General features: G+C 64.1%; 12 protein-coding genes and 1 pseudogene. 4 read left to right on the top strand and 9 right to left on the bottom strand.

All coding sequences use genetic code 11. From position 1 onward, the window contains the following. The 6 genes and pseudogenes from glyA to KUW17_RS22900 form a co-directional block, all read right to left on the bottom strand. A pseudogene (gene glyA, locus KUW17_RS22925) lies at positions 1–133 on the bottom strand (serine hydroxymethyltransferase); the annotation flags it as partial. Between the two features lie 13 nt (positions 134–146). Then, complete coding sequence (locus tag KUW17_RS22920; protein WP_222482616.1) at positions 147–2,807, bottom strand: phosphoenolpyruvate carboxylase; 2,661 nt, start codon at positions 2,805–2,807, stop codon at positions 147–149. Continuing rightward, the gene (locus tag KUW17_RS22915; protein ID WP_222482615.1) at positions 2,807–3,778 is read right to left on the bottom strand and encodes a 2-hydroxyacid dehydrogenase; all 972 of its coding nucleotides are present in this window, start codon (positions 3,776–3,778) and stop codon (positions 2,807–2,809) included. The genes KUW17_RS22920 and KUW17_RS22915 overlap by 1 nt, the downstream gene beginning before the upstream one ends. Before the next feature lie 105 nt (positions 3,779–3,883). Further along, a complete protein-coding gene (gene sucD, locus KUW17_RS22910) occupies positions 3,884–4,777 on the bottom strand; it encodes a succinate--CoA ligase subunit alpha (protein ID WP_019296923.1) in 894 nt (297 codons plus the stop codon). Beyond that, on the bottom strand, positions 4,774–5,973 hold the full coding sequence (locus KUW17_RS22905) for a malate--CoA ligase subunit beta (RefSeq protein ID WP_222482614.1): 1,200 nt from the start codon (positions 5,971–5,973) through the stop codon (positions 4,774–4,776). The genes sucD and KUW17_RS22905 overlap by 4 nt, the downstream gene beginning before the upstream one ends. Positions 5,974–5,997: 24 nt before the next feature. Beyond that, on the bottom strand, positions 5,998–7,245 hold the full coding sequence (locus tag KUW17_RS22900; RefSeq protein WP_222482613.1) for an aminotransferase: 1,248 nt from the start codon (positions 7,243–7,245) through the stop codon (positions 5,998–6,000). 298 nt (positions 7,246–7,543) lie between these two features. Here KUW17_RS22900 and KUW17_RS22895 point away from each other — a divergent pair, with 298 nt between their 5' ends. The 3 genes from KUW17_RS22895 to KUW17_RS22885 all read left to right on the top strand — a co-directional run bounded on the left by KUW17_RS22895 (position 7,544) and on the right by KUW17_RS22885 (position 10,666). Continuing rightward, positions 7,544–8,158: a response regulator transcription factor gene (locus KUW17_RS22895; RefSeq protein ID WP_222482612.1), complete on the top strand. Its 615-nt coding sequence runs from the start codon at positions 7,544–7,546 to the stop codon at positions 8,156–8,158. A 187-nt stretch (positions 8,159–8,345) separates the two neighbouring features. Beyond that, on the top strand, positions 8,346–9,323 hold the full coding sequence (locus KUW17_RS22890) for an HpcH/HpaI aldolase/citrate lyase family protein (protein WP_174149629.1): 978 nt from the start codon (positions 8,346–8,348) through the stop codon (positions 9,321–9,323). A gap of 80 nt (positions 9,324–9,403) precedes the next feature. After that, complete coding sequence (locus KUW17_RS22885) at positions 9,404–10,666, top strand: glycerate kinase (protein WP_222482611.1); 1,263 nt, start codon at positions 9,404–9,406, stop codon at positions 10,664–10,666. 111 nt (positions 10,667–10,777) lie between these two features. Here KUW17_RS22885 and KUW17_RS22880 read toward each other — a convergent pair whose 3' ends face one another. Together KUW17_RS22880 and tdm are read right to left on the bottom strand one after the other, a co-directional pair. Then, on the bottom strand, positions 10,778–11,194 hold the full coding sequence (locus KUW17_RS22880; RefSeq protein ID WP_222482610.1) for a group II truncated hemoglobin: 417 nt from the start codon (positions 11,192–11,194) through the stop codon (positions 10,778–10,780). Positions 11,195–11,222: 28 nt separating this feature from the next. Continuing rightward, entirely contained in the window at positions 11,223–13,592 is a 2,370-nt protein-coding gene (tdm, locus tag KUW17_RS22875) for a trimethylamine-oxide aldolase Tdm (RefSeq protein ID WP_222482609.1), read from the bottom strand. 181 nt (positions 13,593–13,773) lie between these two features. On the opposite strand from tdm, the gene KUW17_RS22870 reads away from it, so the two are divergent. Next, positions 13,774–14,616, top strand: a complete 843-nt coding sequence (locus tag KUW17_RS22870; RefSeq protein ID WP_222482608.1) for a DMT family transporter — start codon at positions 13,774–13,776, stop codon at positions 14,614–14,616. A gap of 174 nt (positions 14,617–14,790) precedes the next feature. On the opposite strand, the gene folD is transcribed toward KUW17_RS22870, so the two are convergent. Continuing rightward, a partial coding sequence (gene folD / locus KUW17_RS22865) for a bifunctional methylenetetrahydrofolate dehydrogenase/methenyltetrahydrofolate cyclohydrolase FolD (protein ID WP_222482607.1) occupies positions 14,791–15,632 on the bottom strand: 842 nt, incomplete at its 5' end.

The raw sequence follows: 15,632 nt of genomic DNA, 5'->3' as shown, positions 1-15,632 counted from the left end.
CGGCGGAGACGATGTTCTCCGAGGCGATCAGCTCGATCTCGTCGCGCTGGCGGCCCAGTTCCGCGGTGATCGAGGCATAAAGCTCAGGATCGCGCTCGGCGAGGGTTTGGGTGAAAAAGAGGTCTTTGGACATTCGGGGCTCCTGTCTATCCTGTCCAGCCAAGCCCAGCAGCAACGCAGTTCATCGACTGCATCAGCGGGACCGGCACTGTTGAAGGCTTTTCGGCGCGATTTTCCCGCAGGAGCCGCACCTGCGTCTCGTGAATTTCACGCAGCATGTTTTCCACACGGGTGAAGCGGGCGCGCAGCCGCGGAAAGCGCACCGCCAGGCTGCTGTCTCCGGTCAGGAACAGGATTGCCTCGCAGGCAAGCTGATACTCCTTGCGGATGGAGCCAAAGATGCGCTCCCGGATTTCAGCGTCCTGCACCAGCGTTGCGTAGTCGGCGGCGATCTCCATGTCGCTTTGCAGCAGGGTCTTTTCGACCTCGTCCACCACCAGGCGGAACAGCGGCGAACCCGCGAACATGTCCTGCAGCACCGCATCGCCGCGCGCGCCGCGGAACTTGCGGAAGCTGGCAACCGCCGAGCCGAATCCGTACCAGCCGGTGATCATGTGGCGGTTCTGCGACCAGGCAAAGACCCAGGGGATCGCGCGCAGGTCATCCAATGACCCAGCCCCGAAACGCCGGGCCGGGCGTGAACCGATCTTGAGCATGGCCAGTTCTTCCACCGGGCTGGCCTGCTGGAAATAATCCAGGAAACCCTGTGCGTTTAGCAGGTTGGAATAGGCCGCCTGTGACATCCCCGCGAGCGCTTCGAACGCGTCATCGAATTCCGGATTTACAGGCGGCGTGTCTTCTTGCAGCGAGTGGCGCAGCACCGAGGACGCCATCAGCTCCAACTGATGCAGGGCGGTGCCGCGGTTGGCGTATTTCGAACTGACGACCTCGCCCTGTTCGGTGATCCGCATCCGGCCCGCGATGGTGCCTGCGGGCTGCGCGGCAATGGCGCGCTCCGCAGGTGCCCCGCCGCGGGAGACCGAGCCGCCGCGTCCGTGGAAGAACACCGGCTTCATCCGGTGCGCCTTCAGGGTGCGGGTGATCAGGCGCTGCGCCTTTTCCAGCTCCCAGGTGGAGCAGAGGAAGCCGCCGTCCTTGTTGCTGTCGGAATAGCCCAGCATCACCTCGATCCGGTTGTCGCCGGATTTCAGAGAGCGGCGGGCAAAAGGCACGTCCAGCAACCCGTCAAGGATACCGGGGGCCGCACGCAGGTCGCCGATGGTTTCAAACAGCGGCACCACCTTGAGCGCGGCCTTCTCAGCCCCGAAGCCGGCATAGCGCGCCAGCAAGTAGACCCCCAGCAGGTCATCGGTGGAACGGGTCATCGACAGGATGAACGGCCCCATCGCCTGCGGATCTTCTCCTGCACCGGCATCGCGCATCAGCCGCAGCAGCTTCAGCAGTTCGCCGCTTTGCGGGCTCAGCTCATCCGGTGTCATATAAGGAAGCGAGGCGCTGCCCAGCTCCTTGCGCAGACGCGTGGACCATTCCGGGCTGCCGAACTCCGGCACTTCGCCGGACCGCGCCCAGATTTCGGTCAGCGTTTCCGTGGTCACGGTGGAGTTCTGGCGGATATCCAGCGTCACCGTGCGGAAGCCAAAGACATCGGCCTGCCAGCGGATCGGCCGCACATAGCGGGCCGCCAGGCGGTGCGCGCCGATTTCCTCAAGCGCCTCTTCCACTTCTGTCAGGTCGGCAACAAAGTCACCCAGGTGTTTATAGGCGCCGGTTTCCTCCTCAGCGGTGGCCTTGATCCGCGCCAGGATCGCGGTCAGCGCCTGGCGGAAGACTTCACCCGGATTGCGGGCAGACAGCGCCGCGGCACCGGGCGCCGCGGCAATAACCTTTGCCAGCCGGGCAGAGGCGCTGTCCGGCAAGGCGAACACCGCCGCCGAAATCGAGATCCGCTCCGCCGCGGTGGTCAGCGTCTTCTGATAGCGTTTCAGAATTGCCGCGCGGTTCGCGGTCAGCGCTGCCGCCGTGGCCTCCACCGTCACATTCGGGTTGCCGTCGCGGTCGCCGCCGATCCAGGAATGGAATTTGAGGCAGGGCGCATCAGCGCTTTCGCCCAGCCGCGGCCCGGCTGCTGCGATGTAGCGCTCAAACAGCTGCGGCACCGCCTCGTACAGGCTGTCGCGGAAGAACTGCAGCCCCCATTGGATTTCATCCTGCAGGCTGGGCCGGTCGCGGCGCAGCTCGCCCGTCATCCACAACAGGTCGATTTCCGACCGCAGGTCCGCCAGCAAATCAGCGCGCTCGCGCGGGGTCCAGCGCTTGGCCTCCAGCGACACCAGCCCGCGGTAGATACGGCGGTGGATTTCCAGGATGGTGACACGCTTGGCCTCGGTCGGATGCGCGGTCAGGGTCGGGCCGATGGAAAACTGGCTGGCGACCTCCTGCAGCCGTTCCGGCGTGGCCAGTTCCCCGGCCAGATCCAGCGCGCGGGCAAAGCTGCCTTCGACCACTTCCGGGCCGTCCTGCGTTTCCGCCATGCGGCGGTCGCGCATGGCGGCGTTTTCCTCGACAATCTTCAGCAGCTGAAACCAGATGTTGAAGGCCTGCATATAGGCGGTCGCAGGCTGCCCGTCCGACAGGTCCCAAGCTGTCTCAGCGACAGCCTTTGCGGCAACCTCCGGCGCCCGCTGGCGCAGCACATCCAGCCACAGGGCGTGCAGCTCGGACCGCAGGCCGGCGGCATAGCCGGAGTCTTCATAGTCGGCATGGGTTGTTTCGGCAGGATCACCCATCACATCACCCGGTCGCGCGGCTCGCGCCCTGCAAAGAAATCGGTCAGGTTATCCAGCACGCGGAAGCCCATCGCCTCGCGCGCCTCCCGGGTGGCACTGCCCAGGTGCGGCAGCATCACCAGGTTGTCGCAATCCATCAGGTCGGGGTTGATGCGCGGCTCGCCGTCGAACACATCCAGCCCGGCGCCGCCGATGGTTTCGAACCACAGGGCACGGGACAGGGCCAGCTCGTCGATCACCTCGCCGCGGGCGGTATTGATAAGGAATGCATCCGGCTTCATCAGGTTCAGCATCCGGGTATTGATCAGATGCCGGTTGGCAGGCCCGCCCGGGCAGTGCAGCGAGACAAAGTCGCACTGCGGCATCAGCTCTTCCAGGCTGTCCGCCTGGATGGCGTTGTAGCGGGCCAGGATATCGGGGGACACGCGGGAGCGGTTCTGCACCACGATCTTCATGCCGAACCCGTGGTGGGCGCGGCGGGCCATCTCCTGGCCGATGCGGCCAAAGCCTACGATGCCCAGCGTCTTGCCGGAAACCTTAGTTCCGACCAGATGGGTCGGGCGCCAGCCGGTCCATTCGCCGGCACGCAGCTCGCGCTCGCCTTCGCTTGCACGGCGGGCCACCATCAGCAGCAGCGTCATGGCGATGTCAGCGGTGCATTCGCTCAGCACATCCGGGGTGTTGGTCACGGTCATGCCGTGGCCCGCTGCACCATGCATATCAATGTGGGAGTAGCCGACACCGTAGTTGGCAAGGATCCGAGCCTGGGGTTTGGCAACGTCGAACGCCTTGGCCGAGATCTTGTCAGTTACCGTCGGCAGCACTGCGTCATAGGATTTCAGCGCATCGCGCAGGTCCTCTTCGCTCAGCGGCTTGTCACTTGTGTTCAGCACAGCATCGAAGGCCTCGGAAAGCTGCGCCTCCACTGCGGCGGGCCAGCGGCGGGTCACCAGAACCTTTGGCTTTGCCATGATGTCATCTCCCTGACGTGCTTGTGCTTTTGCTTTATTAATGCGCTCCACCCCCGCCATTGCCCCGGGCCAAGGGTGGAGCGTTGCGCCTGTTCCGTTGCCGGATCAGGCGGCGTTCTTTTTCATCACGCTTGCGATGGTTTCGCCGATCACGGCGGGGTTCTCGGCAACGGTCACGCCCGCGGCCGACAGGATTTCCACCTTCTCGGAAGCGGATTCACCGAAAGCCGAGATGATCGCGCCCGCGTGGCCCATGGTGCGCCCCTTGGGTGCGGTCAGACCCGCGACATAGGCCACAACCGGCTTGGTTACGTGGTTCTTGATGTAATCCGCCGCTTCCGCTTCCTGCGGGCCGCCGATTTCACCGATCATTGCGATGACCTCGGTCTCCGGATCCTTCTCGAACCACTCCAGGATGTCCTTGAAGGAGGAGCCGTTGATCGGGTCGCCGCCGATGCCGACCGAGGTGGAAACCCCCAGGCCCAACTCTTTCAGCTGCGCCGCGGCCTCATACCCCAGGGTGCCGGACCGGCCGATGATGCCCACGGTGCCCGGCAGGTAGATGTGGCCCGGCATGATGCCCAGCAGCGCCTTGCCCGGCGAGATGGTGCCCGCGCAGTTGGGGCCGGTTAGGATCATCCGCTTGTCCTTGGGGTAGCGGTACATGTAGCGCTTCACCCGGATCATGTCCTGGGCCGGGATGCCGTCGGTGATGCAGACGCAGTAGTTGATGCCCGCATCCGCCGCTTCCATGATGGAGTCGGCAGCAAACGGCGGCGGCACGAACACCAGCGAGGCATTGGCGCCGGTGGCCTCAACCGCTTCTTTCACGGTGTTGAAGACCGGTACGCCCTCGACGGTTTCGCCGCCCTTGCCCGGCACCACGCCGCCCACGACGTTGGTTCCGTATTCGATCATGTCCTTGGTGTGGAACCGGGCGATCTTGCCGGTGATGCCCTGGACGATGACACGGCTTTCGCGATCAAGAAGGATGCTCATTTGACGGCCCTCACACGGGTGTTTTGATCAAGGTCGTTTTTCCAGGCGCCGACGGCCCGCTCAGCGGCTTCCATCAGCGAGGTTGCGCGGATCAGCGGCAGGCCGCTTTGCGCCAGGATCTTCTGGCCTTCCTCCACGTTGGTGCCGGCAAGGCGGACCACCACGGGCACGTCGACCTGCACTTCCTTCAGCGCCTGCACGACGCCTTCGGCAACCCAGTCGCAGCGGTTGATGCCGGCGAAGATGTTGACCAGAACCGCCTGCACATTGCTGTCGGACATCACCAGGCGGAACGCCTTGGCGACCCGTTCCGGGGTTGCGCCGCCGCCGATGTCCAGGAAGTTGGCAGGCTCGCCGCCGGCCAGCTTGATGGTGTCCATGGTCGCCATCGCTAGGCCTGCGCCGTTCACGATGCAGCCGATGTTGCCTTCCAGGCCGACATAGGACAGGCCGCGGTCGGCGGCGCGGGCTTCGCGCGGGTCTTCCTGGGATTTGTCGCGCAGCTCGGCGATCTGCGGGTGGCGGAACAGGGCATTGTCGTCAAAGGTCATCTTGGCGTCCAGCGCGATGACCCGGTTGTCCGAAGTGACCACCAGCGGGTTGATCTCAACCATGGTGGCGTCCAGTTCGGAAAACGCCTGGTAGCAGCCCTTCAGCGTGCGCACCATCTGCTGCGTCAGCGCCGGTTCGATGCCCAGCTGGAACGCGATCTCGCGCGCCTGGAAGTCCTGCAGGCCGACAGCCGGCTCAACGGTCGACCGCACGATCGACTCGGGCCGCTCGGCTGAGATCTCCTCAATCTCCATACCGCCCTCGGACGAGGCAACGATCATCACCCGCTGGCTGGACCGGTCCAGCACGAAACCCAGGTAGATCTCGCGGGCGATCGGCACCGCGCCCTCGACATAGACACGGTAGATGCCTTTGCCCTCGGGGCCGGTCTGGTGAGTCACCAGTTTCTTGCCGAACAGGTTCTCGGTCGCCTCATAGATCTCGGCTTCCGAATTGCACAGCTTGACGCCGCCCGCCTTGCCGCGACCGCCGGCGTGAACCTGGGCCTTGACGATCCATTTGTCGCCGCCCAGTTCCCGCGCGCGGTAGGCTGCCTGCTCGGGGCTGTAGGCCAGCGCGCCCGGCGGGACGGTCACGCCGAAGTTGCTGAGAACTTCCTTGGCCTGATATTCATGAATGTCCATTGGTTTCCTCCCTATGGAGCGGGCTTATTCGGCCGCAACCGCGGCGTTGTAGTGGCGGTCGAGCAGCGCGTTGATCTCTTCCATGTTCACCTGGGCACCCATGTCGTTCATCGCCGTGCCGAAACGGTTGACGATGTCGGTGATCGCGGCCGGGGTGATCTGGTTCAGGATGCCGATGCGGACCTGGACCGGCTCCGACAGAGTCGGCCAGATGCCAAAGCCCACGGCGCGGCAGTTGCCCACCAGCTCCTTTTCGCGCCCCGCCAGATCGCCAGGCAAATTCAGGACCACCAGGCTGGTCATGTTGCTGGTCACGTCGCAGCCCATGGCGGTCACGGCGTCGCGCAGCACCTTCTCGTGGAACGCATAATCGCGGGCCTTCTGGGCACGGCCATGCTGCAGGGTGATGCGCAGCGCCTCGTGGAAAGCGGCAACCGCATAGCCCGAGTGCGTGCGGTGGTAGGTGCCGGCGGCAACGTCCTGCCCGTCCACGATGCCCCAGTGGCGGGCCTCCAGGATCGGGTTGTGGACATAGGAATGGCAGCCGTTCTCACGCACGGTCTGGATGTACCGGTCGGTGAAAGAGACCGGCGCGTAAGTAAGCGGCAGGCAAAGCACGCCTTTTTGCGGACAGGAAGCCCAGCCGGCAACACCCGGGTAGTCGTCGATCGAGAAGTCTTCGATGCCCAGCGAGGACACCGCATCGATCAGGCCCATCACGCCGTGCTTGACGCATGCGTCCGAAAAGCCCTTGAGGTCGTTGATGCGGCCCGAGCCGGTTTCCCAATGCGCCATGAACGCCCACTTGGGCTTCTTCTCAGCCAGCACCTGCTCCACCAGCTTGCCGGAAACCGACTCGCCGTGCGGCACGTCGACCACGGTGACGGAGGCCGGCTGCGGGTTCATCGGATTGGCAGCCAACTCCTCGCGGGTGGCGGCCTTCATCCGGATGGTCATTGCGTCGATGCCGGAGAAGGTGCCATTCTGGAAGGCAACCACGGTGTCACCCGGCAGGATCGCGTTCAGCATGCAGTCCAGGCCCGAGAAGCCGGTGCCGCCGACGCCGTAGGTGTAGGTGTTGGCGGTGCCCCACAGGTCGCGCAGCATCTGCTTGCACTCGATCATGCCGCGCAGCACATCCGCCTGCATGTGATCGGCCAGGCCGGTGTTGGCAAAGGCCTGCAGCACGCGGGGGTCGGTATTGCCCGGGCCAGGGCCGGCGGCCAGGGTCTCCGGGATTTCCAGGCCGGGGAAGATCGTGGGTTCTGTCATCGGGTCAAACCTCTGTTGGTGTTCGTTTGCCGATGCGCCGGAGGACACGGGCCTTCTTCGCTGTGGGAAGGTTTGTTTCCTGTCGGTCAACATCTGTTAACGCTAGGAAAACCCAGGTCGACAAAACCCGCAACATTCCTATATCCTGCTTTTGGGTATCTAAACGGGTGGCAAAAAACCTACCCGAACTGGTAAAAATACCGTTGTATACCGAAAATGACCCCACCCGTTTGGGTAGTTTTTAACAAAAGGGCACCAAATGGCTCCTATAAGCGACAAAGTTTCCCCGATATCGGTCATGCTTGCTGACGCAAATCCGCTGGTGCTGTCGGCCATGTCCGAGATCTTCGAAAAGGACCCGCGATTCTCGCTGGTCGCCACCTCCGCCACCGCCGAAGGCTTCCTCGGAACGGTTATGCGGGTGCCGGTCCAGGTCGGGATCATCGACTGGAACCTGCCCGCGCTTGGCGGCGCCAAGCTGATCGAGGTGCTGCGCGATCAGGCCAACGCGCCGCGGCTGGTGGTCTATGCCGACGACAGCGGCGACGTGCCGCGCAAGGCGATGAGCGCAGGCGCCGCCGGCTTTGCACCCCGTTCCAGCGCTGTCGACGGGCTGCTGGACACCTGCCTGGCGGTGGCCGCGGGCAAGATGGTGTTTCCCTTCCTCGACGTCCGGGGCCTCCAGACCGATCCGATCGAGCAGCTGTCGCGCCGCGAGCGCACCATGCTCGAGGCGCTGTCCAAGGGGCTCACCAACAAGGAGCTCAGCAAGGAGCTGGGGATTTCGACCAACACGGTGAAATTCCACTTGTCGAACCTCTACGAAAAACTCTCGGTCAAAAACCGCGCCCAGGCGATTGCGTTCTACTACGCCAACCGCGCCGCCAAAGGCGATTTCAGCCTGGAGGAATGACCCTGGTGCGAGGCGCAGCGCCTCGCACGCGCGTACGCACACGCGTACGCACGCGAGCGCGCGACGCGCGGGCACGCTCACGCGCGAATGTATTTAAATGAAAACTTTTTTCTTGACAGGAAACACCCTCATGAGGAATGCCTAAGGAGGAGAGGACGAAACCCCATTGCGAATGAGGAGCGCACCCATGTCGTTTCATACCGTCGAACAGGCCCCTGGCCGCCTGAACCGCAGCGAGCTGGCAATCCCCGGCTCTCAGCCCCAAATGTTTGAGAAAGCAGCAAAATCCGATGTCGACGTGATCTTCCTGGATCTCGAAGACGCGGTTGCCCCGGACGAGAAAGACCAGGCCCGCAAGAACATCATCAAGGCCCTGAACGAGATCGATTGGGGCAACAAATCCATGTCGGTGCGAATCAACGGCCTCGACACCCACTACATGTACCGCGATGTGGTCGATGTGGTTGAACAGGCTGGCGAACGCCTTGACCTGATCATGGTCCCCAAGGTGGGCACCGCAGCCGATGTTTACGCCGTCGACATGCTGGTCACCCAGATCGAAGACGCCAAAGGCTACAAGAAGCGGATCGGCTTCGAGCACATCATCGAGACCGCGCTCGGCATGCAGAACGTGAGTGAAATTGCCGCAGCCTCCAAGCGCAATGAATCGCTGCATTTCGGCGTTGCCGACTATGCCGCCTCGACCCGTGCCCGCACCACCATCATCGGCGGCGTGAACCCGGATTACTCGGTGCTGACCGACCCGGCCGCAGACGGCTCGCGCGATGTGCACTGGGGCGACATGTGGCACTATGCGCTGGCCCGCATGGTGGTTGCCGCGCGCGCCAACGGCCTGCGCCCGATCGACGGCCCGTTCGGCGATTTCCAGGACAAGGAAGGCTACAAGGCCGCCGCAAAACGCGCCGCTGTGCTGGGCTGCGAGGGCAAGTGGGCCATCCACCCCAGCCAGATCGAACTGGCCAACGAGGTGATGTCGCCGTCGGACGCGGAAATCACCAAGGCGCACCGCATCCTGGAAGCGATGGCAGAAGCTGAAGCCGCCGGCAAAGGCGCGGTATCGCTGGACGGCCGCCTGATTGACTATGCCTCGATCCGTCAGGCAGAAGTGCTGGTGGAAAAGGCCAAGCAGATCGCCGGCAACTAAGCCGCCGTTCACTTTCAAGACCTTACGCCGTCCCGGCATTGGCCGGGGCGGCTGATCGCCGCTATGCCAGGGAGATGCAGATGACCGGATTGCTGACCACCGCCAAGGCCTTGTTCCAGGCCGCTGTCGACCGCGCAGACCCGGCCAAGGCCCTGCGCGCCCAGCTGGCGTCTTCCCCGCTTCCCCCGCTGCCCGAGGGCGGCAAGAACGTGCTGCTGGCCGTCGGCAAGGCTGCCATCCCGATGATGCGCGAAGCACTGGCGCTGATCCCGGATGCCAAGCAGGCCTTGGCAATCACAAACTCTGAGAATTACACGGAAATTCCCGGCGCCACGGTGATCTGCGGCGCCCATCCTGTGCCGGATGAAACCAGCGCCGCCGCAGGCCTGGCGGCCATTGAACTGGCGCGCTCTCTTGGCCCCAATGACCGGCTGATCGCGCTGATTTCCGGCGGCGGCTCTGCCCTGATGGTGGCGCCCGCCCCCGGCCTGACGCTGGCGGACAAGGCCGCGGTGAACAAGCTGCTGCTCGCTTCGGGCCTTGAGATCAACGAGATGAACCTGATCCGCCAGCAGCTGTCCGACACCAAGGGCGGCGGATTGCTGCGCCATGCCGCGCCAGCCCGGGTGCAGGCCTTTATCCTGTCGGACGTGATCGGCGACGACCTGCGCGCCATTGCCTCCGGCCCCACCGTGGCGCCGATCGGCACCCGTTCCCAAGCGCGGGAGATCCTCCAGCGCGCGGGCATCTGGGACAGCGCGCCGCAGACCGTCAGAACCTGCCTCAGCGCCGCTGACGAAACCCAAGCCGCCCCGCCCGCCGCCGCCAACACCCTGATCGGCTCCAACCGCCACAGCCTCAAGGCAATGATGGCCGCCGCCGCGGAGGACTGGAGCCCGAAGCTGGTCTCCCACCGTCTGGTGGGCGATGTGGCGGAGGCAGCCGAAGCAGTTGTAAAAGCAGCGGAAACCGCCCCCAAGGACAAGCCGGTCGCGCTGATCTTCGGCGGTGAAACCACGGTGCAGCTCCGCGGCACCGGCCTTGGCGGCCGCAACCAGGAACTGGCTCTGCGCGTTGCCAAACTGGGCGCCGAACGGCTCAGCGGCGACTGGCTGTTCCTCTCCGGCGGCACCGACGGGCGCGACGGCCCCACCGACGCCGCAGGCGGCATCGCCACCCCCGCCACCTGGGAGGCCATCAGGGCGGCCGGTCAGGACCCGGACACACTGCTGGCCAACAACGACAGCTACGCGGCCCTCAAGGCCGCCGGCGCGCTCCTTGTGACCGGCGGCACCGGCACCAACGTGGCCGATGTGCAGGTCTTTCTGAGGCTGCCCGGCTAACTACCGGACGGCTCCCGCTTTTCATCTTTCCGGAAATATCCCGCCCCGCTGCCCGTCAGGCGGCTTTGCCGCCGATAGGGGAGGCTTCCGCACCTGCCACAGGTATTGCGTTTAAGCCGGCACGCGCTTCTCGCCCCATTCGGCCAGATCGTTCACCAGCATCAGCGCCACCCGCCGGAACACCTGGCGCAGCCGCTCCACATGCGGTCCTTCCAGCTTCAGTTCCGCCAGCGCCTGATCCATGCATTTCAGCCAGTTCTCGGCATCTTCCTCGGTGATCGGCACATGGGCATGCATCAGCTTCACGTCCATGTGGCCGTGCTTTTCCTCGTAATACCGGCGCCCGCCCATAAACCCAGACAGGAAATTGAACTGCTCGATGCGGGCATGATCCATGCCATGCCCGCGCTTATGCAGTTTGACGATCTGGGCGCCGGTCTCGGTTTCCTCGACAATGTCGTAGAACCGCTCGACCAGGGTGCGCAGCACCGCCTCGCCGCCGATCTGCTCTATCAGCTTCTGAACCATTTAACCTCCCTGCCCCGAACGGCCGGCCTCAGGATTGAGGCCGGGTCTTCTTGGGGTCGTAATGCGCAAAGGGCACGATCCTGGCGGGCAGCCGTTTCTGATGCCCGTCAAGCTTGCCGATTTCCACCTCTGTCCCAACCTCCGAGCAGGACACATCCACCCGCGCCAGCGCAATGTTCTTGCCCAGGAGCGGCGAGCGCATCGACGAGGTCACCTCACCGATTTGCGCCCGGCCAATATGGACGCAGTCGCCATGGCCTACGTCGATCGCCGAGTCGATATCCAGCCCCACCAGCTTGCGCGCAGGCGTGGTCTTGCGCCGGATCAGCGCGTCGCGGCCAATGAAATCATCCTCTTTCGATTTCAGCGGCACCGTGAAGCCGATGCCGGCCTCAAACGGGTCTGTCTGGTCAGAGAAGTCATAGCCTGCAAAGATCAGCCCGGCCTCGATCCGCACCATATCCAGCGCCTCCAGCCCCATCGGGTGGATGCCATGGGCCTTGCCGGCCCCCCAGACCGCATCAAAGACTTCGCTGGCATGTTTCGGGTGGCAGAAAATCTCATATCCCAGCTCGCCGGTATAACCGGTCCGCGACACCACCACCGGCACACCCTGATCATCGCCGATGCGTGCGGGGGTGAAGCGGAACCAGCCCAGCTCCTCTAGCGTCGGGTTATGCGGCGCTGTCCAGATGATCTTCTTCAGCAGGTCCCGGCTTTCGGGGCCCTGCACCGCGATATTGTGCTGCATGTCGGTCGAGGAGCGGATCAGCACGTTCAAGCCCAGCTTCTCCGCCTGCTCGCGGATCCATTCCCCGCCGTAGTCCGAGCCGCCGATCCAGCGGAAATTATCCTTGCCCAGACGGAACACGGTGCCGTCGTCGATCATGCCGCCATGCGGGTAGCACATCGCGGTATAAACCACCTGCCCCACCGCCAGCTTCTTGATGTTGCGGGTGAAGATATACTGACACAGCGCCTCGGCATCCGGTCCGGTGATCTCGAACTTGCGCAGGGCAGACAGGTCCAGCACCACGCATTTCTCGCGGCAGGCCCAGTATTCCTCCAGCGGTCCGGACTCGGCATAGCAATTGGCCAGCCAGAACCCGTTATACTCGATGAAGTTGCGGGTCATCTTGCTGAGGCGGTCGTGGAAACCGGTTTCCTTGGTCATCTTGGGCTCCGATTCAGGGGTCGCGCGGAACGCAATTGCCCGCTTGAAGGTCTCTTGGCCGCTGTAAGTGCGGACGTGAATGTCGGTGGGGTTCCAGCCATTGGCGGCGCTGGTGTCATCCGGGCAGGCCGAGCTGACACAGACCAGATCGGTCAAGGCCCGCAACAGCACGTAGTCGCCGGGCCGGGTCCATGGCTCGTCAGCGTACATCACGCCATGATCATCCAGCCCTGTGTTGAAGAAGAAGTTGATCGCCATCCAGCCCGCCCGCGGCGTCACCCCATGGGCCGCAAGCGCGCCGTTGAAGTTGTCCGAGCAATTCACATGGCCGGGATAGCCGATGTCATCGTAGTATTTCGCGGCGCAGGCCAAGGCAAAGGCATCATGCCGGCCCACGGTGTCCTGCACCACTTCGACCAGCGGCAGCATGTCCTGATCATAGTATTTCGCATGCAGCCCCGGCATCGGATAGGCATGGCCCATCAGCGTCCGGGTGGTGGTCACATCCAGCGCATGCTCTACACCCTTGTCCAGCTTGCGGGCGGCGAAGCACTGGAAATCCGTGCACTGGCGGCCATCCACATCAATGATCTGGATGTAATCCCCCGCCTTCACGAAGTAGCTCTCCGCGGTGGCGCTGTGCACCCGCACCTCATTGACCGGTTCCGCCAGCGGATCCGGCAATTCAAACCGCGCCACCTGCTTGATCACCGCACGCTTGACCATGACGGTCAGCGGCGTTGCCGTGTCCTGGCGTTCGAAATCCATGATGCCGCCGGGTGCAGCGATGATCGCCACGCCGTCGCGCTGCGCGGTAAAGCTCTCTTCCGTCTTGGCAGGCGTCGCCGCATCAAAGAACCGGACTGCACCACCCTTTGCCAGATCGATGCCGCGCGCCTCCATTCCCATCCGCAGCCCCCGCAGGGACTGATCCGAGGATGTCAGCAGCGCCTTAAGGCCGCCTGCATCGCTGTTCGCCGCGGCGCCGATGATCCCGGCGTCAATGCGCCCCTTGTCCTCTGCCGCGATGATCTCGCAGGGCTGCCCGCCCTCGTCGTTGATCACCGTCACCGTGTCGCCGGTTTCCACCCGGATCAGGATCGCGCCGCAGCCCTCAACCACATAACGCTCGGTTCCCTTGGGCAGAGAGAACACCGATGGCTGATACAGTCCGGAAGGTTTCGGCGGCCCTTTGACGACCTCAGGGAAGCTCATGTCATTCATCGCGCATCTCCTGTTGGACTCCGGCCAAAAATTGCCCAGCCGGAATATTTATTTATTGAAAAGAATATTGCTTTCCTCCACCCTAATCAACAAACATGTTGATTTTCTGCGGAAAAACGGCAGATGCCCGGGATGCGGCATTTTCCTGGGGGTGAATGCCGCAAACGAAAGGTTAACCGCCATGCACGCGCTCTTTCTTGGTCTGGCCGCGGCTGTTGCCTGGGGGATCCATGACCTATGCGTGCGGTTTGTTTCGCAAAGAACCGGCATCCTTCCGGCCATGCTGGTGGCCTTTGCCACCGGGGCGATTCTGGTTGCCGCAGCTGCAGCAACCCTGGGCAACTGGCAGGCAATGACCCTTGCTGCAGCCCGGCTGGCAGGGCTTTCCGGGGCGATCTTTGCGCTTGCCTCCTATGCCCTCTACCGGGCGTTTGCACTGGGGCCGGTCAAGCTGGTGGCACCTCTGATCGGTGCCTATCCTGTGCTGTCTCTTGGCCTGGCCATGCTGCAAGGCCAGGCGGTTGACCCGGGCCATTGGCTCGCCGTCGCGGCCGTGGTTGGCGGGGTCGGCTGCATCGCGGTTCTTGCAACAGAGGATGACGGAAGCCCTGTCAGCCTGCAGGCGGCGGCCTGGGGCCTGGCGGGCGCCATCGGATTTGCCGTGACATTTGCCACCGGCCAGGCCGCCACCCAGGCAGGCGCGGAACTGCCGGTGCTGATCGTGACCCGCGCCGCCGCCATCCTGATCCTGCTGAGCCTGGCGCTCATCGCCCGGGCAGTTCAGATGCCGGACCGCAAGGTGCTGCCGCTGCTATGCCTGATGGGCGCACTGGATGCAGTTGCGCTGGGGCTGGTGATGTATTCAGGCACCCTGCCCCGGCCTGAATTTGCCTCCGTCAGCGCGTCCCTGTTCGGCCTGGTCACCGTGGTTCTGGCCTGGGCGGTGCTGCGCGAAAGCATGAACCGCGCGCAATGGGTCAGCGTTGCCGTCACCTTCGGCGGCATTGCTTATCTGGGCTTCTAGCCCTGCGCCTCCACCTTTCCCAACCGGGCTCCACCCGCTCGCGGGCAATCCCCCGCCCTCTTTCATCTTTCTAAAAAATACTCCCGCCCCCTGCCCGTCAGGCGGCTTTGCCGCTGAGAGGGGAGGCGTCCGGCGGGAGCGTGAGTTTCAGCCGTTGCTGTTCTGCGGCGCGCTTCAGGCGGTGAGGCCTTCCGGCTCAGCCAGGTTGTGGGCCCGGCAGCAGGCGGTGACGGTGTTGGCCAGCAGGCAGGCGATGGTCATCGGGCCGACGCCGCCGGGCACCGGGGTGATGGCGCCGGCGCGCTCGGCGGCGGAGGCGAAGTCGACGTCGCCCACCAGCACGTTCTTGCCGTCGCGCTCGATGCGGTTGATGCCCACGTCGATGACGGTGGCGCCTTCCTTGATCCAGTCGCCCGGCACCATTTCCGGGCGCCCGACCGCGGCAACCACGATGTCGGCGCGGCGCACCACCTCCGGAAGGTCCTTGGTGCGCGAATGCGCGATGGTCACGGTGCAGCTGTCGCCCAGCAGAAGCTGCGCCATCGGCTTGCCGACGATGTTGGAGCGGCCGATCACAACTGCGTCCATGCCCGAGAGCGACCCGTGGTGGTCGCGCAGCATCATCAGGCAGCCCAGCGGCGTGCAGGGCACCATCGATTTCTGGCCGGTGCCCAGGAGGCCGACGTTGGAGATGTGGAAGCCGTCCACGTCCTTCTCCGGCGCGATCGAGTTGATCACCAGCTCTTCGTTCATGTGCTTCGGCAGCGGCAGCTGCACCAGGATGCCGTTGACCGCCGGGTCGTTGTTCAGCTGATCGATCAGCGCCAGCAGGTCCGCTTCCGGGGTGTCCGCCTCCAGCTTGTGCTCATAGGAGTTCATGCCGACCTCGACGGTCTGCTTGCCCTTGGAGCGCACATAAACTTGCGACGCCGGGTCCTCGCCCACCAGCACCACCGCCAGGCCGGGGGTGATGCCGTGTTCCTCTTTCAGCCGCGCCACATGCTCGGCCACCTGGC

The organism is Leisingera aquaemixtae (assembly GCF_019801145.1).
Lineage (GTDB): Bacteria > Pseudomonadota > Alphaproteobacteria > Rhodobacterales > Rhodobacteraceae > Leisingera > Leisingera aquaemixtae_A.
Note: the sequence above shows the minus strand (reverse complement) of the source record. Positions and strands in the feature narration are given on the sequence as shown.